We start from the raw sequence: 19431 nt of genomic DNA, 5'->3' as shown, positions 1-19431 counted from the left end.
GCCTTCAGCGTCCCGCGGCATAGCCCTGCATCCCGCGCGGATTGGCGGCAGCGCGTCGACGGGGGCCGACGCGCGAGGCCGCGGTAAGACGGCCTTCGGACCAGTCGGGACCGACCTCGACGATATGCCCGCGCTCGCGAAGGTTCTCGATCGTGGCCTTTGGCACGCGGTTCTCGACCACGAGCACGCCCGGGCGCGCAGTGCGCGGCCAGAACGAGATCGGAAAATGCTCGGAGTGCCAAGCCGGCGCGTCGATCGCCTCCTGGAGGTTGAGGTTGCAATGGACGTGGCGCAGGAAGAACTGTGTGATCCACTGGTCCTGCTGATCGCCGCCCGGCGAGCCCCAGGCGAGATAGGGCTCGCCGTCGCGCAGCGCCATGGTCGGCGACAGCGTGGTGCGCGGCCGCTTGCCCGGCGCAAGCGCGGCGGGATGGTTCTCCTCCAGCCAGAACATCTGCGCACGGCTGCCGAGGCAGAAGCCGAGCTCGGGAATGATCGGCGAGGATTGCAGCCAGCCGCCCGATGGCGTCGAGGACACCATGTTGCCGGCCTCATCGATGATGTCGAAATGCACGGTGTCGCCGCGCACTTCGCCGAAGCGGCCCACCGTCGGCTCGCCGGCGCCGAGCGCGCCGACCGCCTCGCGCTGGCCCTCGGCACGGCGCAGCCTGACCACGCCACCAAAACCCTCGACCGTGCCGGGCACGAAGTCGAGCGAGGCCTTGTCGGTGACGAGCTTGCGGCGCTCGTCATTATAAGCATCCGACAGCAGCGTCGTGATCGGGATCTCGGTGAATTTGGGGTCGCCGTAGAATTTTTCGCGGTCGGCGAATGCCAGCTTGGCGCATTCGATCTGGAAATGGATGAACTCCGGCCCGGTCGGATCGAGCCCATCGAGCGCAAAGCCTTTCAACAGAGCGAGCTGCTGAAGCGTCACCGGCCCCTGGCTCCAGACGCCGGCCTTGCAGACGGTGTAGCGACCGTAATCGTAGGTGAGCGGCGCCTCGATCGTCGGCTGCCACCGCGCCATGTCGTCCGCTGAGAGGACGCCGCGATGCGGCGAGCCGCTGACGTCCATCACCTCTTGCGTCCGACAGAATTTGTCGATTGCTTCTGCGACAAAGCCTTGCGACCAAGCCTTGCGCGCGCGCTCGATCTCGGCGTCGCGGCCGCCGCCGCCGCTTTCGGCTTCGCTGAGAATGCGGGAGTAGGTCGCAGCCAGTGTCTTGTTGGTGAACAGCGTACCGGGCTTTGGCACTTCACCGTTCGGCAGGTAGACGGCAGCCGAGGTCGGCCAATGCTTGCGGAACAACTGCTCGACGGTCTGGATTGTGGCGCAGGCGCGCTCGACCAGCGGATAGCCGTCACGCGCATAGGAGATCGCGGGCTCCAGCACGTCGCGCACACGCATCGTGCCATAGTCGCGCAGCAGCATCATCCAGGATTCGAAGGTGCCGGGGACGCAAGCGGCGAGCAGGCCGGTGCCGGGCACCATGTCGAGTCCCTCGCTCCTGTAGTGCGCGATGGTGGCGCGCGCCGGTGCGGGGCCCTGGCCGCAGATCACCTCGGTGCGCCCGCGCTTCACGTCATGGACGATGATGGGCACATCGCCGCCGGGGCCGTTGAGATGCGGCTCGACGACCTGGAGCGTGAAGGCTGTGGCGACGCCGGCATCGAAGGCGTTGCCGCCCTTCTCCAGAATGGCCATGCCGACGGCGGTCGCGATCCAGTGCGTGCTGGCGACGACCCCGAAGGTGCCTTCGATTTCCGGTCTCGTCGTGAACGGATCGGGATTGATGTTGCTGGCCATAGGCTACCTCATTTGCGGCGCGCGCAATTGATCACAGGGCCACCCCGCCGCCAAATGCGCAGGTTGCATGGCACGCGCGCGTCACGCCGGGATCGGCGCGGTGTTGACCGCGTGGCAGGCGACGCCGTCGATCAGTTCGGGGGTCTCCTTGCGGCAGCGATCGAACGCCAGCGGGCAGCGCGGATTGAAGGCGCATCCGGGGGGCGGATTGATCGGGTTCGGGATCTCGCCCTTGACTGGAATGCGCTGGCGGCCGCTCATGGCGAGATCAGGCACGGCACCGAGCAGCATCTTGGTGTAGGGCATGCGCGGACGGGCGAACAGCTCGCGTCCTTCCGCGATCTCGACGATGCGGCCGAGATACATCACGCCGACCCGGCTCGCCATGTGGCGGACCACGGCGAGGTTGTGGCTGATGAACATGTAGGTCAGGCCGAATTTGTCCTGGAGGTCGCGCATCAGGTTCAGGATCTGCGCCTGCACTGAGACGTCCAGGGCCGAGGTCGGCTCGTCGCAGACGATGAACTCGGCGTCCGATGCGAGCGCGCGCGCGATCGCGATGCGCTGGCGTTGGCCGCCAGAGAATTCATGCGGAAATTTCAGTCGGTCGTCGGGGTGCAGGCCGACGAGGCTGAGCAGCTCGCCGACGCGCGACTGGATGTCACGCTCACCCTGGATCAGGTCGAAGGCGCGGATCGGCTCGGAGATGATGGCGTCGACCCGGAAGCGGGGGTTCAGGCTCGCATACGGATCCTGGAAGATCATCTGGATGCGGCGGCGCAGCTTGCGGCGTGCGGGAGCCTGTCGCGGATCGGTCATCGACACGCCGTCGATCAGCACGTCGCCGGAGCTCGGCGGCAGCAGGCCGACGACCATCCGCGCCACCGTGGTCTTGCCGGAACCGGATTCACCGACCAGAGCAAACGTCTCGCCCTTCCTGATCTCGAAGGTGACGTGGTCGACCGCCTTGAGATATTCGAGATGCCCGCCTTCGAGCACGCGGTTGAGCCATGGCTTCGACACGTCGAACACCCGGCGCAGATTTCTAGCCTGGACGAACGGTGCGCTCATACCGCGCTCTCCGCCGGCACATTGTCATAGAGGTGGCAGGCGACCGACTGCGCGCCACGTGGGAGCGGCTCCGGCCGCTCCACGCGGCAGCGGTCAAAGGCGAACGCGCAGCGCGGGTTGAACGAGCAGCCCGGCGGGATCGCCGACAGGCGCGGCATCGACCCGGGAATCTGCACGAGGCGCTTGTCGTCTCCGGCCAGCGTCGGGATCGCGCCCATCAGCCCCTTGGCGTACGGGTGTAGCGGGTTCTTCACGACGTCCTGCACGGGACCGATCTCGGCGATGCGGCCGGCATACATCACCGCGACGCGGTCCGATGTCTCTGCGATCACGCCCATGTCGTGGGTCACCAGCATCACGGCCGTGCCGTGGTCGCGCCCGAGCCGCTTGATCAGCGAAATGATCTGCGCCTGCACGGAGACGTCGAGCGCGGTCGTCGGCTCGTCCGCGATGATCAGCTCCGGTTCGGCGCAGATCGCCAGCGCAATCACCACGCGCTGGCGCATGCCGCCGGAGAATTCATGGGGATAGCCGTCGATGCGTTTTTCCGGCGCTGGGATGCCGACTTCGGCCAAGAGTTCGACGGCGCGGCGCCGCGCCGCTTGTTCGGAGAGATTGAGATGGGTTCGGATCGTCTCCACGATCTGGTCGCCGACCCGGTAGAGCGGATTAAGCGAGGTGAGGGGATCCTGGAAGATCATGCCGATGCGCTTGCCCCGGATGCGGCGCATCTCTTCCGGCGGCAGATTGTCGATGCGCAGGCCCGCGAGATGAATCTCGCCGCCGGCGATGCGGCCGGGTGGATCGATCAGACCGATTACCGAGAGGCCGGTGACGGATTTGCCGGCGCCGGATTCGCCGACGACGCCGAGCACCTCGCCCTTGGCAATGTCGAAGGAGATGCCGTCGATGGCGCGCAGCGTGCCGCGGCGGGAGGCGAACTCCACATGAAGATTACGCACGGAGAGAACAGGTACGGTCATGAGCGAGGCGTACTCATCTGAGCTTCGGGTTGAGCGCGTCGCGCAGCCAGTCGCCGAGCAGGTTGATCGAGAGGATCAGCGCTGCCAGCGCAAGCCCCGGGAAGGCGACGATCCACCATTCGCCGGCGAACAGGTAGTTGTTGCCGATCCGGATCAGCGTGCCGAGCGAGGGCATGGTGTCGGGCAGCCCGACGCCGAGGAAGGACAGCGTCGCCTCGGTGATGATCGCAAGAGCGAGATTGATCGTGGCGATCACCAGGATCGGGCCCATCGTGTTCGGCAGCACATGCCGCAGCATGATCTTCGGTGCGGGCAGACCGATCAGCTGCGCGGCGGCGACGTAGTCCTTGTTCTTCTCGACCATCACGGAACCGCGCACGGTCCGGGCGTAACCCACCCAGAAACTGAGGCCGATCGAGATCACCAGCACGACCAGCATGCTGGTGGCATCCAGCCGGTTGCCAAGGATCGATTTGGCGACGCCATTGACCAGCAGCGCGATCAGGATGGCGGGGAAGGTGAGCTGCACGTCGGCGATGCGCATGATCACGCCATCGACTGCACCGCCGAAATAGCCGGCGATCAGGCCGAGCGCGATACCGAGCGCACCGGCGAAGATCACGCCGGCCACACCCACGGCGAGCGAGATGCGCATGCCGTAGAGAATGGCGGAGAACACGTCGCGGCCCTGCTCGTCAGTGCCGAGCAGGAACGGGCTCTGGCCGTCGGCGGTCCACAGCGGTGAAATACGCGAATTCATCAATTGCAGTTGTGCCGGATCGAACGGGTTCTGCACCGCGAGCGCGGATGCAAAGATCGCAAGCAGGAAGAACAAGACCGTGATGGCCGCCGCTACCATGGTGAGCTTGGAGCGCCGAAACGAATAGAAGATATCGCTGTCGAGCGTGCGGCTGAGCCAGCCGCGGGCCGTTTGCGCTGGCTGCGTGCTCTGCCCATTGGAATTGGAGACGACTGCGTCGGACATACAGGCTGCCTTACGTGGCGCGGCCGACGGTCGCGCGTAGACGCGGATCGACCACGGTGTAGAGGATATCGACCACCAGATTGATGGTGACGAAGATCAGCGAGACCATCAGCAGGTAGGCGGCCATGATCGGGATATCGACGTTTTGCACGGCCTGCACGAACAGAAGTCCCATGCCCGGCCATTGGAACACGGTTTCGGTGATGATCGAAAATGCAATAACCGAGCCAAACTGCAATCCCGCCACCGTGATCACGGGGATGAGCGTGTTCTTCAGCGCGTGGCCGAAATGGATGGCGCGGGTGGTCAACCCGCGCGCGCGGGCGAAGCGGATATAGTCGGTTCGCAGCACCTCCAGCATCTCCGCGCGCACCAGCCGCATGATCAGGGTCATCTGGAACAGGCCGAGCGTGATCGCGGGCATGATCAGCGCCTTCAGGCCCGAAAGCGTGAGCAGGCCCGTAGTCCACCAGCCGAGCTTCACCACCTCGCCGCGGCCGAAGGAGGGCAGCCAGCCCAATGTCACCGCGAACAGATAGATCAGAAGAATACCGATCAGGAAAGTCGGCAGCGAGATGCCGATCAGCGAAACCGCCTGGAATAACTTGGCGAGCACGGTGTCGCGCTTGAGCGCCGAATAGACGCCCATCAGGATGCCGAGCACCATTGCAAAGACGGTCGCGCAGATCGCAAGCTCCAGCGTCGCGGGCATGCGCTCCATCAACAGCGTCGAGACCGGCTGGCGGAACTGATAGGACACGCCGAACTTGAATTGCGCGGCATCGGCGAAATAGCGCACGAACTGCACCGGCACGGGATCATCGAGGCCGAGCGACTTGCGCACGGCTTCGCGTTCGGCCGCCGACGTGTCGATCGAGACGATCTGGTTGACGGGGTCGCCGGCGAAACGGAACATCGAGAAGGCGATGATGCCGACGGCGAACATGACGCCGATGGCCTGAACGGCGCGGCGAAGAGTGAAAGCGAGCATGCCTTCCACTGTCCTTGAGTGTGTGTCTGGCCGACGCCTTTGTCAGCCGGAAAAGGAAAGGTCCCGGAGGCCTGATGCTGCCGGGACCTTGTGTTCAACGGAGGCTATTCCTTCTTGGTCGCCCAGTGGAACATGACGAGATTGTCGGCGCGCTGCGGCAGGTTGACCTTTTTCGATACGCCCCAGGCCAGCGCCTGCTGGTGCAGCGGGATGTACGCCCAGTCCTTGTTGGCGATTTCGTAGGCTTGCTTGATCAGCTGGTTGCGCTTGGCGGTGTCGGTTTCAACCAGCACCTTGTCGGTGATGGCGTCGAACTCCTTGTTGCAATAGCCGCCGAGATTGGCTTCGCCGCGCGAGGATTTCGCATCGTCCCGGCAGCCCATGATGTCGTAGAGCACGTTGTGGGAATCCATCGTGCTCGGCGTCCAGCCCAAGAGATAGAACGAGGTCTGGTAGCCGCCTTGCTTGAGCACCTTGGCGAAGTATTGCGCCTTCGGCTGCGCCAGGAGATTGATCTTGATGCCGATACGGGCGAGCATGCCGACGACGGCCTGGCAGATCGCCGCATCGTTTACGTAACGATCGTTCGGGCAATCCATGGTGACCTCGAAGCCATCGGGGTAACCGGCCTCGGTCAGGAGCTTCTTGGCGCCATCGGGGTCGAATTTCGGCCGCGTGAACTCCTTGGACAGCGCGAACAGTTCCGGCGCAATCATCAGAGCTGACGGCGTCGACAGCCCGCGCATCACGCGCGTCTTGATCAGCTCGATGTCGATAGCCTTGTAGAAGGCTTCGCGGACGCGGACGTCCTTGAACGGATTCTTGCCCTTGATGTTGGAGTAGAGCAACTCGTCGCGGGTCTGATCGAAGCCGATGAAGAGGGTGCGCAGTTCCGGCCCTTTCAGCACCTGGGCATTCGGGCTGGAATCGACGCGGGAGATGTCCTGGATCGGCACCGGCTCGATGACGTCGACTTCGCCCGAGAGCAGCGCGGCAACGCGGGTGGCGTCGGAGGCGATCGGAGTGAAGGTGATCTCCTTCAGGTTACCATCCATCTTGCCCCAGTAATTGGGGTTGGCCTTGAACACCGTCTTCACGCCGGGCTGATGGCTTTCGATGATGAAGGGGCCGGTGCCGTTCTCGTGGAGCGAGGCGTAGCTCGGCGTGGTTGCCGCCACCGGCGTCGGATCGACGACGTTGTTCTCCTCGGCCCATTTCTTGTCCATGATATACCAGACATCCCACGACGAATGCAGGATGGGATTGGGCGAGGGCAGGACGAAATCGACGGTGTAGTCGTCAACCTTGACGACCTTGACGTCGGGTGCAAGGCGGGTCTGCATATTGGACCCCTTCTTGCGGACGCGATCGGCGGAGAACAGCACGTCGTCGGCGGTGAACGGATCGCCGTTATGGAATTTCACGCCCTTGCGCAGGTGGAAGCGCCAGCGGGTCGGCTCCGGCGTCTCCCAGCTTTCCGCCAGCGCCGGAATGATCTTGAGATCCTTGTCGCGCGCGGTGAGGCCCTGATAGACGTGGCCGAGATGGGCGTGGGTGGTGCTCTCGTTGAGGGTATAGGGATCGAGCGACTTCAGGTCGCCCTGGTTGGCATAGCGTAGTGTCTGGCTCGACGCCGGCGAGACCGAGAACGCAGCCATACCGGCGAGCGTCGCCACAAACAGACTTCGACCTACTGACATTCTTGACCCTCTCCACACTGCCGTGCCGGTGATTTTTGATTTGTTCGGCCGGCCGATCAATCCATGTTGCCCAGAGTTCTCGACCCGTGCAAGCGCCATTCCAGCAAGGAACGCGCCAAGTTGCACCGCTGTGCAGCAATGCTGATCGTGCCGCCTGGCTTGGGCGGCTTACGACTTTGGACTTGGTTGACCATATTCGGCCGTTGCGGGTCGGGACATGTCGCGCCGGCATCAGGCGCTTGCGTCGCACCACAACTCGCGGCGATACTGCCGGCAGGCCGCTCGAATCTCATCCGGAGGGGACATGAAGGTTAATATCGAAATCGACTGCACTCCCCTCGAGGCCCGCCAATTCTTTGGACTGCCCGACGTGTCGCCGATGCAGACGGCGGTGATGGACAAGCTGCAGCAGCAGGTCCTGAGCAACATCGACAAGGTCTCGCCTGAATCGTTGGTGCAGAGTTGGTTTACATACGATCCCAAGCTCGCCGAACGGTTTCAGGACATGTTCGTCGCGATGGCAGGCCTCGGCGGCACGCGCAGCAGCGACAAGAGGAAATAGTGTCATCAGGGCCGGACGGGACGCGGGATTCCGGCCGGCTTCGTCCGCCGGGTATCGGGCTGCTACTTGCCGAGGCTCGGGGTCTGCTCGAATTCAATGCGAGCCTGCTGCTGTCACCGCTGCTGATGCGCGCGCCCAGGGGCGACGGCCATCCGGTGCTGGCGCTGCCGGGCTTCCTCGCCAGCGATCTCTCGATGGCACCGATGCGACGCTATCTCAGCGAGCTCGGTTATGAGGCACATGCCTGGCGGATGGGCCGCAATCTCGGCGGGCTCGGGCGGATGCGGGATTCGCTGCGCATGCGCTTGGCCGAGATCCACGCCGCGTCGCGTCGCAAGGTCAGCCTGATCGGATGGAGCCTCGGCGGCGTCTATGCCCGCGATCTCGCACTTCAGGCGCCGGAGATGGTCCGCTATGTCGTCACGCTCGGCAGCCCTTTTGCCAACGACGTACGGGCGACCAACGTCACGCGGCTGTACGAGGCGCTGTCCGGCGAGCGGGTCGAGGATTTTGCCGAACAGCGCGAGGCGCTCGCCGGCGATCTGCCGGTGCCCACGAGCTCGATCTATTCGCGTGCCGACGGCATCGTGAACTGGCGGACCTGTCTGCTCCGTCCCTCTGCCCGTGCCGAGAACATCGAGGTGCACCTGGCGAGCCATATCGGGCTCGGGGTCAATCCCGCGGCGCTATGGGCCGTGGCGGACCGCCTGGCGCAATCGGAGGGGGAATTCCGGCCATTTGACCGGGCCGGGCCGTTTGCCATTGCATATGCCCCGGCGGAACAGGCAGTATCGGCCTGACGAGAAGCGCCGACCAAAGGCGCCCGTCTAGTCTTGCGGGAGGGAATTATGGCTGACGGGAAGAAGCTGTCGTCGCTGGACGCGTCGTTTCTCTATCTGGAAACGCCGGAAATGCCGATGCATGTCGGAAGCATGGCAATCTTTCGCCTGCCCGACGACTACAAGGGCGACTTCTTCGAAGACTTCAAGGCCATGATCGTCTCGCGCCTGCACATCGCGCCGATCCTGAAGGCGCGGCTGGAGAAGGCGCCGCTGGACATCGATCATCCCTCCTGGGTCGAGGACGATCAGTTCGACATCGATCGTCACATTTTCCGGGCCAGCCTGCCGCAGCCGCGCGACCGCGCCACGCTCGAACGCATCGTCGGCTGGATGCATGCCAAGCTCCTGAACCGGGCCCGTCCGCTCTGGGAGTTCTACGTGTTCGAGGGCATGAAGGACAACGAGGTCGGCCTTTATTCCAAGATGCATCATGCCGCCATCGACGGGGGCGCCGGTGCAGCCTTCACCAACATGATCTATGACATCTCGCCGATCCCGCGGAAGGTCGATCCGCCGACGGCTGGATCCAAGCCCGGACAGGAGCCGCGCGATATCGCGGCCAACCTGCTCGATTCCTATCAACAGCTTTTCAGCCAGCCGCTCGACGCGTCGGCGGCCGCGAAGAACCTGCAATTGCCGCGTACCGGCAAGAGCGACATCGGCTCGATCCTGTTCGACAATGCGATGTACCAGATCGAGAGCGCGGTGCGGTTTGCCGGCAACATCCCGACGGTGCTCAAGAGCGTCTCCGACGTGCTCGGTAAGGTCGCAGATCCGAAATCGCGCGAGAGCCTCGCCAGCATGGTGTCGCCGCCGACCATGCTCAACAAGACCATCTCGTCGGAGCGGAGCTTCGCCGGCGTATCGATCTCGTTGTCGCGGGCCAAGGCGCTGGCCAAGCAGGCCGGCGGCAAGCTCAATGACGTCGTGCTGGCGCTCGCCTCCGGCGTGGTCCGCCGTTATCTTCAGCAATATGGCACGCTGCCGGCGAAATCGCTGACTGCGGCGGTGCCGATCTCGCTGCGCGAGGAGGGCAACACCGAGGCCAATAACCAGGTGTTCGGCATGATCTGCTCGATCGCAACCAACATCGACAATCCAAAGGCGCGGCTGGAAGCCATCATCGCGCAATCGGCCAAGTCCAAAGAGATGTCGCATCCACTGCGGGCGCTGATGCCGCAGGTCTCCAACATCTCGATGCTGGGTGCCCCGATCATGGTGCAGATCCTGGCGCTGCTCTACGGCCGCTCCAACCTGTCCGACGTGCTGCCGCCGGCCGCCAATATCACGGTGTCCAACGTCCCGGGACCGCGGCAGACGCTCTATGCTGCAGGGGCCGAGCTTCTGCACATTTTTCCGGTCTCGATCTCGACGCATGGGCAGGCGCTCAACATCACCGTGCAGAGCTATCGGGACCAGCTCGATTTCGGCTTCATCGTCGGCGCCAACATCATTCCGCATGTGCAGGTGATGTGCGACATGCTGCCGGAAGAGTTCGCCGCACTGGAGGCGGCCTATGCGCCGCCCGCGGCCGACATCAAGCGCGCTGCGGAATAAGGAGTTCGCGATGATTGAAATGCCGCCGCTCAAGTTCGCGACGACGAACGGAATCCGCATGGGCTATTACGAGGCTGGCCCGGCAGACGACAAGCCGCCGGTCGTGCTGTGCCACGGCTGGCCCGAGCTCGCCTTTTCCTGGCGCCACCAGATCAAGGCACTGAGCGAGGCCGGCATCCGCGTGATCGCGCCCGACCAGCGCGGCTACGGTGCGACCGACCGGCCCGAGCCGGTCGAGGCCTACGACATTGAGCACCTGACCGGCGATCTCGTCGGACTGCTTGATCATCTGCAGATCGATAAGGCGATCTTCGTCGGTCACGATTGGGGCGGCTTCATCGTCTGGCAGATGCCGTTGCGGCACATCGACCGGGTCGCCGGGGTAGTCGGCATCAACACGCCCCACACCAATCGCGCCTGGGCCGATCCGATCGAGCTGTTGCGCGCACGCTTCGGCGACAAGATGTACATCGTTCAATTCCAGGATCCGGCGCGCGAGCCGGACAGGATTTTCGGCAGCCGTGTCGAACAGACTTTCGATGCGTTCATGCGTAAGCCGGTGCCGCGCCCGGCCGACACCCCGCCGGAGGAGGTGGTTGCCGGTGTCGGCGCTTCGCCGCGGCTCAATCTGGCATTTCCGCAGATGATTGCCGGCTATGATGCGAGGCACGATCCGCGTACGCCGATCCTGTCGCCGGAAGAGAAGAAAGTCTTCGTCGATGCCTTCACCAAAACGGGTTTTACCGGCGGCATCAACTGGTACCGCAACATGTCGCGCAACTGGGCGCGCTCCGAAGGGCTCGATCATACGGTCCGCGTGCCGTCGCTGATGATCATGGCCGAGAACGACGCGGTGTTGCCGCCATCCTCCGCTGATGGCATGGACAAGCTGATTCCCGATCTCGAGAAGTATCTCGTTAAGGACAGCGGCCATTGGACGCAGCAGGAGAAGCCGGAAGAGGTCAGTGCCAAGCTGATCGAATGGCGTAGAAGGCGGTTCGGCTAGGCCGTTATTGCGAGCGCAGCGAAGCAATCCAGGAATGTGCCCGCGGAGGCAGTCTGGATTGCTTCGTCGCTTCGCTCCTCGCAATGACGAGATCGACGCCTGAGGCAGGGGGAAGCACTTCTGATGTCATCCAAGAACCGACTGGACCCGATCCCGCATCCGCCGACCAAGCCGGTGGTCGGCAACATGCTGTCGCTGGACTCGGCCGCCCCCGTGCAGCACCTGACGCGGCTCGCAAAAGAGCTGGGTCCGATCTTCTGGCTCGACATGATGGGCTCGCCGATCGTGGTCGTCTCCGGCCACGACCTCGTCGACGAGCTCTCTGACGAAAAGCGCTTCGACAAGACGGTGCGCGGTGCGCTGCGGCGTGTGCGTGCGGTCGGTGGCGACGGCTTGTTCACGGCCGATACCAAGGAGCCGAACTGGAGCAAGGCGCACAACATCCTGCTCCAGCCGTTCGGCAACCGGGCCATGCAGTCGTATCACCCGAGCATGGTCGACATCGCCGAGCAGCTCGTCCAGAAGTGGGAGCGGCTCAACGCCGACGACGAGATCGATGTCGTCCACGACATGACCGCATTGACGCTGGACACAATCGGCCTGTGCGGCTTCGACTACCGCTTCAACTCGTTCTACCGCCGCGATTACCACCCGTACGTCGAGTCGCTGGTGCGCTCGCTCGAAACCATCATGATGACGCGTGGCCTGCCCTTCGAGCAGCTTTGGATGCAGAAGAGGCGCAAGACCTTGGCCGAAGACGTCGCCTTCATGAACAAGATGGTCGACGAGATCATTGCAGAACGACGCAAGAGTGCGGACGAGATCGACGACAAGAAGGACATGCTGGCCGCGATGATGACCGGCATCGACCGCGCGACCGGCGAGCAGCTCGATGACGTCAACATTCGCTACCAGATCAACACCTTCCTGATCGCGGGCCACGAGACCACCAGCGGCCTGTTGTCCTACACGCTCTATGCACTGCTCAAGCATCCGGACATCCTCAAGAAGGCCTATGACGAGGTCGACCGCGTCTTCGGTCCCGACGTCAATGCGAAGCCGACCTATCAGCAGGTGACGCAGCTCACCTACATCACGCAGATCCTGAAGGAGGCGCTGCGGCTGTGGCCGCCGGCGCCAGCCTATGGTATCTCGCCGCTCAACGATGAGACCATCGGCGGCGGCAAGTACAAGCTCAGGAAGGGCACGTTCACCACCATCCTGGTGACGGCGCTGCATCGCGATCCCTCAGTCTGGGGACCGAACCCTGATACCTTCGATCCCGAGAATTTCAGCCGCGAGGCGGAAGCCAAACGGCCGATCAATGCCTGGAAGCCGTTCGGCAACGGCCAACGGGCTTGCATCGGCCGGGGCTTTGCCATGCACGAGGCTGCGCTTGCGCTCGGGATGATCCTCCAGCGCTTCAAGCTGATCGATCACCAGCGCTATCAGATGCACCTGAAGGAAACGCTGACGATCAAGCCGGAGGGTTTCAAGATCAAGGTTCGCCCGCGCGCCGATCGCGAGCGCGGTGCCTTTGGCGGACCAGTCGTGGCAGTGGCTTCGGCACCCAAAGGACGGCGTCAGCCGGCCGCCCGGCCCGGCCACAACACGCCGATGCTGGTGCTCTACGGCTCCAATCTCGGCACCGCCGAGGAACTCGCGACGCGCATGGCCGACCTCGCTGAGATCAACGGCTTTGCCGTGCGTCTCGGCCCGCTCGACGATTACGTCGGCAAGCTGCCGCAGGAAGGTGGCGTACTGATAATCTGCGCCTCCTACAACGGCGCACCGCCTGACAATGCGACGCAGTTCGTCAAATGGCTCGGCAGCGATTTGCCGAAGGACGCCTTTGCCAATGTGCGCTACGCCGTGTTCGGCTGCGGCAACAGCGACTGGGCAGCGACGTATCAGTCGGTGCCGCGCTTCATCGACGAGCAATTGTCGGCACATGGCGCGCGCGCCGTCTATCCGCGCGGCGAGGGCGATGCGCGCAGCGATCTTGACGGCCAATTCCAGAAATGGTTTCCGGCGGCTGCCCAGGTCGCGACCAAGGAATTCGGCATCGACTGGAATTTCACCCGCACCGCGGAGGACGATCCGCTCTATGCAATCGAGCCGGTGGCGGTGACCGACGTCAACACTATCGTGGCCCAGGGCGGTGCTGTCGCGATGAAGGTTCTGGTCAATGACGAGCTTCAGAACAGAAGCGGGCCCAATCCGTCGGAGCGTTCGACGCGCCATATCGAGGTGCAACTGCCGTCCAACATCACCTATCGGGTCGGCGATCATTTGAGCGTGGTCCCGCGCAACGACCCGACACTGGTAGATTCGGTCGCCCGCCGCTTCGGCTTCCTGCCAGCCGATCAGATCCGGCTTCAGGTCGCCGAAGGCCGCCGGGCGCAATTGCCCGTCGGCGAGGCCGTGTCGGTCGGCCGTCTGCTCAGTGAGTTCGTCGAGCTGCAGCAGGTCGCGACACGGAAGCAGATCCAGATCATGGCGGAGCACACGCGCTGCCCGGTGACGAAACCAAAGCTGCTGGCGTTTGTCGGGGAGGAGGCTGAGCCACTCGAGCTCTACCGCACCGAGATCTTGGCCAGACGCAAATCGGTGTTCGACCTGCTGCTCGAATATCCGGCCTGCGAATTGCCGTTCCACGTCTATCTCGAAATGCTCTCGCTGCTCGCGCCGCGCTATTACTCGATCTCGTCCTCCCCGTCGGTCGACCGGGCGCGGTGCAGCATCACCGTCGGGGTGGTCGAAGGACCGGCCGCTTCCGGGCGCGGCACCTACAAGGGCATCTGCTCCAATTACCTGGCGAACCGGCGAGCGGGTGATACGATCTACGCCATCGTGCGTGAGACCAAGGCCGGCTTCCGCCTCCCCGACGAGTCATCCGTGCCGATCATCATGATCGGACCGGGCACGGGACTTGCCCCGTTCCGCGGGTTCCTTCAGGAGCGCGCTGCGCGCAGGGCGAAGGGGACTGCTCTTGGTCCGGCGATGCTATTCTTCGGCTGCCGCCATCCCGATCAGGATTTTCTCTACGCAGACGAGCTGAAGGCGCTGGCGGCAAGCGGCATCACCGAGCTTTTCACCGCGTTCTCGCGTGCCGATGGCCCGAAGACCTATGTGCAGCATCTCCTGGCCGCGCGGAAGGACAAGGTCTGGTCGCTGATCGAGCAAGGCGCCATCATCTATGTCTGCGGCGACGGCAGCAAGATGGAGCCCGATGTGAAGGCAGCCCTTGTCGCGATGCACCGCGAAAAGAGCGGTAGCGATGCCGCGGCCAGTGCACGCTGGATCGAGGAGATGGGCGCGAGCAACCGCTATGTGCTGGACGTTTGGGCGGGTGGGTGACCACGGGCGCGATCGTGCTAAACGTCAGGCATGATTCCCTGGGAAAAGATCGACACCGCGCAAATCCCCGGTTCCGACGGTGAGCTCCGCCTGATGCGGCGCGGCAAGGAGTTCTCCATCAAGCTCGGCAGCAACGAGCTGATGAACAGCCGCTTGTCGGGCTCGGAGGCCGCGCTTGCAACGCTGGCGGCAAAGCAGATCGAGAACGTCGCAAAGCCCGTCGTCCTCATCGGCGGCCTCGGCATGGGTTTTACGCTGCGCGCGGCGCTTGCCGTGCTCGGAGGCAAGGCGAGGATCGTGGTCTCCGAACTTGTGCCTGCGGTGGTGGCCTGGGCACGCGGCCCGATGGCGTCGGTCTTCGGCGACAGCCTCGACGATCCCAGGGTGAGCATCCGGGAGACCGACGTTGGCGAAATCATTCGGGCGCAGCGCTCCGCCTTCGACGCCATTCTCCTCGACGTCGACAACGGGCCGGAAGGGCTGACACGAAAGGATAACGACGCGCTCTACAATGCGGACGGTTTGATGGCGGCTAAGACGGCGCTGCGGCCAGGCGGCGTGCTCGCTGTCTGGTCGTCAGGGCCCAACCCGGCCTTCACCAAGCGCATTGCGAGCGCCGGCTTCGACGTCAACGAAATCAACGTCCGCGCCACCGGCAGAGGCGGCGGCGCGCGCCACGTGATCTGGATCGCGAGGAAGGGCTAGGCGGCTTGCGCCGCCGCGCCATGCGCGTGGTCGTCGATGGCGCCGATGATCTCGGGCCAGAAGCGCATCGGCAGCGCGTGGCCCATGCCTTCGATCATCAACAGCTTGGCGCCGAGAATTGACGCTGCCGTGTCCTTGCCGCCTTCGGGATGGACCAGGGGATCGACGGTGCCGTGAATGACGAGCGTCGGCGTCTTCACCCCATGCAGCCGTTCCTTGCGGCTGCCCGAGGCGAGCGCGGCGCGGAGCTGCCGGCCGACGCCGGCCGGATTGAGTCCGCGTGCGAACACGCGCTCGGCGCGTTCAGGGTCGAGCGCTTCCTCTTCCGGAAAAGACCCGCCGCGCAAGATCTTCCATGTCTGGCCGAAGCGGACCATAAATTCCTCCTTGCTGCGTGGCGGCGGCGCCATCAGCATTGCGGCGGCCTCGCGTGTCGGCGGCGGCACGCGCGGATTGCCCGTCGTCGACATGATCGAGGTCAGCGAGCGTACGCGCTCGGGGAATGATAGCGTCACCTCCTGGGCGATCATGCCGCCCATGGAGGCCCCGACCAGATGCGCCGACTTGATGCCGAGCGCATCCATCAGCCCGACCGTGTCCTTCGCCATGTCGATCAGCTTGTAGGTTGCGGCAACCGGAATCCTGAGGAAGCGTAGCTTCAGCAGCTCGAGCGGCGTCAGCCGCTTGCCGCCGGTCAGATGGCTCGACTTGCCTATGTCGCGGTTGTCGAAGCGGATCACGCGAAAGCCGCGCGCGGCAAGCTGCTCGCAGAATGCATCATCCCAATGGATCATCTGCGCCCCGAGCCCCATGATCAGCAGCAGCGGCTCGGCATTGTCGTTGCCGAAGATTTCGTAGCAGATGTCGATCCCGTTGGCGCGGACGGTCTGGGGCGGCTGATGGACGTTCACGGTCGCTATCCCTTGCTGCTGACCAATGCTGTATTGCACGGTTTCCCGCGGCAAAGAAGCCGTGTGGGCGGCACCGGACCGCTCGCCGGTTGACCGGCCCCTCGCAACGGTGTGGTATGGCCCAAAAGAAGGGCATCGAAGCTCTCGAGATCAGGAGGACGCCGATGACCGACAAGCTCAACGACCCTGTCGCCATGTGGCAGAAGATGATGGGCGAGATGGAGAAGGGGTTCAACTCCTTCGCCAACGAAGCCATGTCGTCGCCCGAATTCTCACAGGCGATGAACCGCGCGGGAGGAGTTGCTGCAGGTGCTCAGAAGCAGCTCGGTGAACTCATGGAGAAGTATCTCGTCGCAATGAACCTGGCGAGCCGGCAGCAGGTCATGGGCCTTGCGGAACGGCTCCAGTCCATCGAAGCCCAGATCGGCGAGATGAGGTCGATGCTGAGCCAGATGGCGGCAAATTCCGGAATCTCGCAAGGCGGCGCCGGCGCCCCACGGCCGCCGCGGACGAAGCGCCCGCCCTCTGAAAACGGAGAGCGGACATGAACGCGGCGACGGGACTTGATTTCGCATCTATCCCGGAGCGCATCCAGACCGAGGTGCAGCGCGCAATCCAGCGCAGCATTAAGGGCGTCGAATATTTCTCGACCTCCGGCCCCACGCTCGGATCGACACCGAAGGACGTGCTGCATTCGCGCGGCACGATGAGCCTCTATCACTACCGGCCAATGTCGGACGAGATCTACCGCGTGCCGGTGCTGATCGTGATGGCCACCACCAACCGTGGCTACATTCTCGACCTCGTCCCTGGCCAGAGCTTCATCGAGTTCCTCTTGAGGCGCGGCTACGACGTCTACATGCTCGATTGGAGCGCGCCGCGGCCGGAGGAGAAGAGCCTGCGGATGGAGGACTATGTCCTCGACTTCATTCCGGATTGCGTCCGCCGTGTGCAAGCCGATTCCGGCGAGCAGGACGTTTCCGTCATCGGCTATTGCTTCGGCGGCGTGCTGTCGCTGCTCTACGGCTCGATCCACAAGGACGGGCCGATGAAGAATCTGATCTGCTTCACTACGCCGATCGACTTCCGCGAGATGAAGCTGTTGTCGAACTTCTCCGATCGCCGCTATTTCGACGTCGACCATCTTGTCGATAGCGTCGGCAACGTGCCGCCGGAGATGATCCTGTCCTCGTTCGAGATGTTGCGCCCGGCCTCGCGCACGGTGAGCCAGATCCAACTTTGGGAGAACATCTGGAACGACGAGTTCGTCAAGTCTTACCGCATGTTCGACCGTTGGGCGACCGACACGCTGCCGCTGGCGGGTGAATATTTCCGCACCATCACCAAGGATCTGATGTGGGACAACAAGCTGTTCAATGACAGCATGTCGGTCGGCGGGCGCGCGGCGAAGCTGGAGAACATCAAGGTGCCGATCCTGCATGCGGTCGCCGAGCATGACCACATCGTGCCTTATGACGCGGCAAAGCACCTGATCGCAAAGATCGGCTCCGAGGACAAGGAAGAAGTGATGTTGAAGGGCGGCCACGTCTCCCTCGTGGCCGGTGCCAATGCGGTGAAGCGGCTGTGGCCGAAACTGGACTCCTGGCTGGGAAAGAGATCGACATGAATGAGCAGCGTTCCTATCCGCGTCACCTCAAGACCGATGCCGGTGATATCGAAATCCGCCTGATGTCGCCTAGAGACGAAGCCGCGGTGCTGGCCTTCGGCCAAGGTCTTCCGTCCCATGATCTGTTGTTCCTGCCGCGCAATATCAGCCAGCCGAAGGTGCTCTCCGCCTGGGTCAAGGAGATCGAGCGCGGCGCGATCACGAGCCTGCTCGCGGTGAGGGACGGCAAGGTCGTCGGCTGCGGCACGCTGGTGCGCGATCCGCATTCCTGGTCGCCTCATGTCGGTGAGATCCGCATGGTGGTCTCGTCCGACGTACGCGGGCAGGGTGTCGGGAAGGCGCTCTCGCAGGAGACCTTTGCACTTGCGCTCGGAGCTGGCCTGGAAAAGCTCTCGGTGCAGATGACGGTCGACCAACAGGCGGCGATTGCCTTGTTCGAAAGCCTCGGCTTCAAGGCCGAGGCTCTGCTGCGCGATCATGTCCGGGACGTCGATGGCAAGACCCACGACATCGTCGTGCTCGGGCACAATATCGCGCAGGTTCAGGCCCAGATGGAGGCCTATGGATTGCCAGGCGCGGTCCAGCATTAAGACGAAGATCGGGCCGAAACGGACCTAATTCGTTCGGGACGGCCGCTGACAAGAGCTCGCGGTGCCCTTTTGGGAGGCTGTTCACGATTCCGTGATACCGCAGTGCAATAAGGTTATTGCATCGCACAATAGTCCATGCCATATATGTCGTGCCCCGGGCCATGCGGACGGGGTGAGCCATAGCTCAGAGCAATGAGGATGGAGAGAACCCCATGACCACCGAAACCAACACCGCCTTCGAGGGCTTCAAGGACGCTTTCAAGAACATCCAGAATCTGGAAGTTCCTGAGGCCGCCCGCGAGTTCGTCAAGAAGACTGCCAACACCGCCAAAGACCGTGCTGCCGAAGCTTTCGCCGGCTCCGAGCGGGTGACCGCCGCCGTCGAGAACGCGGTGACAGAATCCGTCGCCGAGGCCGGCAAGATCAGCCGCAACATTCAGCAGGCGATCTATGAGGACGCCGAGGCGTTCTTCTCGGGCATCGACAAGCTCGCGTCCGCCAAGTCGATCAGCGAGGCCGTCGAGATCCAGTCGAGCCTGCTCCGCGCCCGCGGTGAAGTGTTCGTCTCGCGAGCCAAGGCGACTGCCGACTATTTCGGCAAGCTCGCCGCCAACGGTGCGAAGTCCGCTCAGGACAATTTCGCCAAGGTCTACAACAAGACCGCGTGATACGGCGCCTTGAGACGAGAAACTGATTTTGAGGCCCGCTTCGGCGGGCCTTTGTTTTTTTGC

The 19431-nt window shown here is 63.6% G+C and carries 17 protein-coding genes; 10 read left to right on the top strand and 7 right to left on the bottom strand.

Annotated features, from left to right (window positions below):
- Positions 1–4: 4 nt before the first annotated feature.
- The 6 genes from IVA92_RS09035 to IVA92_RS09010 form a co-directional block, all read right to left on the bottom strand.
- Entirely contained in the window at positions 5–1810 is a 1806-nt protein-coding gene (locus tag IVA92_RS09035) for a gamma-glutamyltransferase family protein (RefSeq protein WP_247279841.1), read from the bottom strand.
- An 81-nt stretch (positions 1811–1891) separates the two neighbouring features.
- Positions 1892–2881 (bottom strand): oligopeptide/dipeptide ABC transporter ATP-binding protein, encoded by a 990-nt coding sequence (locus IVA92_RS09030; protein WP_247279840.1) that lies wholly within the window; start codon positions 2879–2881, stop codon positions 1892–1894.
- Entirely contained in the window at positions 2878–3864 is a 987-nt protein-coding gene (locus IVA92_RS09025) for an ABC transporter ATP-binding protein (protein WP_247279839.1), read from the bottom strand. Before IVA92_RS09025 ends, IVA92_RS09030 begins: the two co-directional genes overlap by 4 nt.
- Positions 3865–3877: 13 nt before the next feature.
- A complete protein-coding gene (locus tag IVA92_RS09020; protein WP_247279838.1) occupies positions 3878–4849 on the bottom strand; it encodes an ABC transporter permease in 972 nt (323 codons plus the stop codon).
- Positions 4850–4859: 10 nt separating this feature from the next.
- The gene (locus tag IVA92_RS09015; protein ID WP_247279837.1) at positions 4860–5840 is read right to left on the bottom strand and encodes an ABC transporter permease; all 981 of its coding nucleotides are present in this window, start codon (positions 5838–5840) and stop codon (positions 4860–4862) included.
- A 104-nt stretch (positions 5841–5944) separates the two neighbouring features.
- Positions 5945–7540 carry an ABC transporter substrate-binding protein gene (locus IVA92_RS09010; protein WP_247279836.1) on the bottom strand — a complete coding sequence of 532 codons (1596 nt, stop codon included), beginning with the start codon at positions 7538–7540 and terminating at the stop codon, positions 5945–5947.
- 304 nt (positions 7541–7844) lie between these two features.
- On the opposite strand from IVA92_RS09010, the gene IVA92_RS09005 reads away from it, so the two are divergent.
- From IVA92_RS09005 to IVA92_RS08980, 6 genes are all read left to right on the top strand, one after another.
- On the top strand, positions 7845–8102 hold the full coding sequence (locus tag IVA92_RS09005; protein WP_247279835.1) for a DUF6489 family protein: 258 nt from the start codon (positions 7845–7847) through the stop codon (positions 8100–8102).
- Positions 8102–8902, top strand: a complete 801-nt coding sequence (locus IVA92_RS09000; RefSeq protein WP_247279834.1) for an alpha/beta hydrolase — start codon at positions 8102–8104, stop codon at positions 8900–8902. The genes IVA92_RS09005 and IVA92_RS09000 overlap by 1 nt, the downstream gene beginning before the upstream one ends.
- 48 nt (positions 8903–8950) lie before the next feature.
- Complete coding sequence (locus IVA92_RS08995; RefSeq protein ID WP_247279833.1) at positions 8951–10501, top strand: wax ester/triacylglycerol synthase family O-acyltransferase; 1551 nt, start codon at positions 8951–8953, stop codon at positions 10499–10501.
- Positions 10502–10511: 10 nt separating this feature from the next.
- A complete protein-coding gene (locus tag IVA92_RS08990) occupies positions 10512–11507 on the top strand; it encodes an alpha/beta hydrolase (RefSeq protein WP_247279832.1) in 996 nt (331 codons plus the stop codon).
- A 123-nt stretch (positions 11508–11630) separates the two neighbouring features.
- Positions 11631–14867 (top strand): cytochrome P450, encoded by a 3237-nt coding sequence (locus IVA92_RS08985; RefSeq protein WP_247279831.1) that lies wholly within the window; start codon positions 11631–11633, stop codon positions 14865–14867.
- Between the two features lie 30 nt (positions 14868–14897).
- A complete protein-coding gene (locus IVA92_RS08980; protein ID WP_247279830.1) occupies positions 14898–15572 on the top strand; it encodes a spermidine synthase in 675 nt (224 codons plus the stop codon).
- Here the strand turns inward: IVA92_RS08980 and IVA92_RS08975 are convergent.
- On the bottom strand, positions 15569–16483 hold the full coding sequence (locus IVA92_RS08975; protein ID WP_247279829.1) for an alpha/beta hydrolase: 915 nt from the start codon (positions 16481–16483) through the stop codon (positions 15569–15571). The two genes, IVA92_RS08980 and IVA92_RS08975, sit on opposite strands and share 4 nt — an antisense overlap.
- Before the next feature lie 164 nt (positions 16484–16647).
- Between IVA92_RS08975 and IVA92_RS08970 the strand changes: the two genes are divergently transcribed.
- The 4 genes from IVA92_RS08970 (at position 16648) to IVA92_RS08955 (ending at position 19368) form a co-directional block, all read left to right on the top strand.
- The gene (locus IVA92_RS08970; RefSeq protein ID WP_247279828.1) at positions 16648–17031 is read left to right on the top strand and encodes a hypothetical protein; all 384 of its coding nucleotides are present in this window, start codon (positions 16648–16650) and stop codon (positions 17029–17031) included.
- A complete protein-coding gene (locus IVA92_RS08965) occupies positions 17028–18110 on the top strand; it encodes an alpha/beta fold hydrolase (RefSeq protein ID WP_247279827.1) in 1083 nt (360 codons plus the stop codon). Before IVA92_RS08970 ends, IVA92_RS08965 begins: the two co-directional genes overlap by 4 nt.
- Positions 18107–18700, top strand: coding sequence for a GNAT family N-acetyltransferase (locus IVA92_RS08960; protein ID WP_247279826.1), 594 nt, complete (start codon positions 18107–18109; stop codon positions 18698–18700). Before IVA92_RS08965 ends, IVA92_RS08960 begins: the two co-directional genes overlap by 4 nt.
- A 212-nt stretch (positions 18701–18912) precedes the next feature.
- Entirely contained in the window at positions 18913–19368 is a 456-nt protein-coding gene (locus IVA92_RS08955; RefSeq protein ID WP_130214759.1) for a phasin, read from the top strand.
- The last annotated feature ends 63 nt before the right edge of the window (positions 19369–19431 follow it).

The organism is Bradyrhizobium sp. 154 (assembly GCF_023073875.1).
GTDB lineage: Bacteria > Pseudomonadota > Alphaproteobacteria > Rhizobiales > Xanthobacteraceae > Bradyrhizobium.
The sequence above is the reverse complement of the archived record's forward strand: the minus strand, read 5'-3'. Positions and strand labels throughout refer to the sequence as shown.

Bases quoted from the DNA above. Each gene is read 5' to 3' on its own strand.
- IVA92_RS08955 (WP_130214759.1), top strand. From the start codon at position 18,913: ATGACCACCGAAACCAACACCGCCTTCGAGGGCTTCAAGGACGCTTTC.
- IVA92_RS09025 (WP_247279839.1), bottom strand. From the start codon at position 3,864: ATGACCGTACCTGTTCTCTCCGTGCGTAATCTTCATGTGGAGTTCGCC.
- IVA92_RS09035 (WP_247279841.1), bottom strand. From the start codon at position 1,810: ATGGCCAGCAACATCAATCCCGATCCGTTCACGACGAGACCGGAAATC.
- IVA92_RS09020 (WP_247279838.1), bottom strand. From the start codon at position 4,849: ATGTCCGACGCAGTCGTCTCCAATTCCAATGGGCAGAGCACGCAGCCA.
- IVA92_RS08990 (WP_247279832.1), top strand. From the start codon at position 10,512: ATGATTGAAATGCCGCCGCTCAAGTTCGCGACGACGAACGGAATCCGC.
- IVA92_RS09005 (WP_247279835.1), top strand. From the start codon at position 7,845: ATGAAGGTTAATATCGAAATCGACTGCACTCCCCTCGAGGCCCGCCAA.
- IVA92_RS08995 (WP_247279833.1), top strand. From the start codon at position 8,951: ATGGCTGACGGGAAGAAGCTGTCGTCGCTGGACGCGTCGTTTCTCTAT.
- IVA92_RS08965 (WP_247279827.1), top strand. From the start codon at position 17,028: ATGAACGCGGCGACGGGACTTGATTTCGCATCTATCCCGGAGCGCATC.
- IVA92_RS09015 (WP_247279837.1), bottom strand. From the start codon at position 5,840: ATGCTCGCTTTCACTCTTCGCCGCGCCGTTCAGGCCATCGGCGTCATG.
- IVA92_RS08980 (WP_247279830.1), top strand. From the start codon at position 14,898: ATGATTCCCTGGGAAAAGATCGACACCGCGCAAATCCCCGGTTCCGAC.
- IVA92_RS08985 (WP_247279831.1), top strand. From the start codon at position 11,631: ATGTCATCCAAGAACCGACTGGACCCGATCCCGCATCCGCCGACCAAG.
- IVA92_RS08970 (WP_247279828.1), top strand. From the start codon at position 16,648: ATGACCGACAAGCTCAACGACCCTGTCGCCATGTGGCAGAAGATGATG.
- IVA92_RS08960 (WP_247279826.1), top strand. From the start codon at position 18,107: ATGAATGAGCAGCGTTCCTATCCGCGTCACCTCAAGACCGATGCCGGT.
- IVA92_RS09030 (WP_247279840.1), bottom strand. From the start codon at position 2,881: ATGAGCGCACCGTTCGTCCAGGCTAGAAATCTGCGCCGGGTGTTCGAC.
- IVA92_RS09010 (WP_247279836.1), bottom strand. From the start codon at position 7,540: ATGTCAGTAGGTCGAAGTCTGTTTGTGGCGACGCTCGCCGGTATGGCT.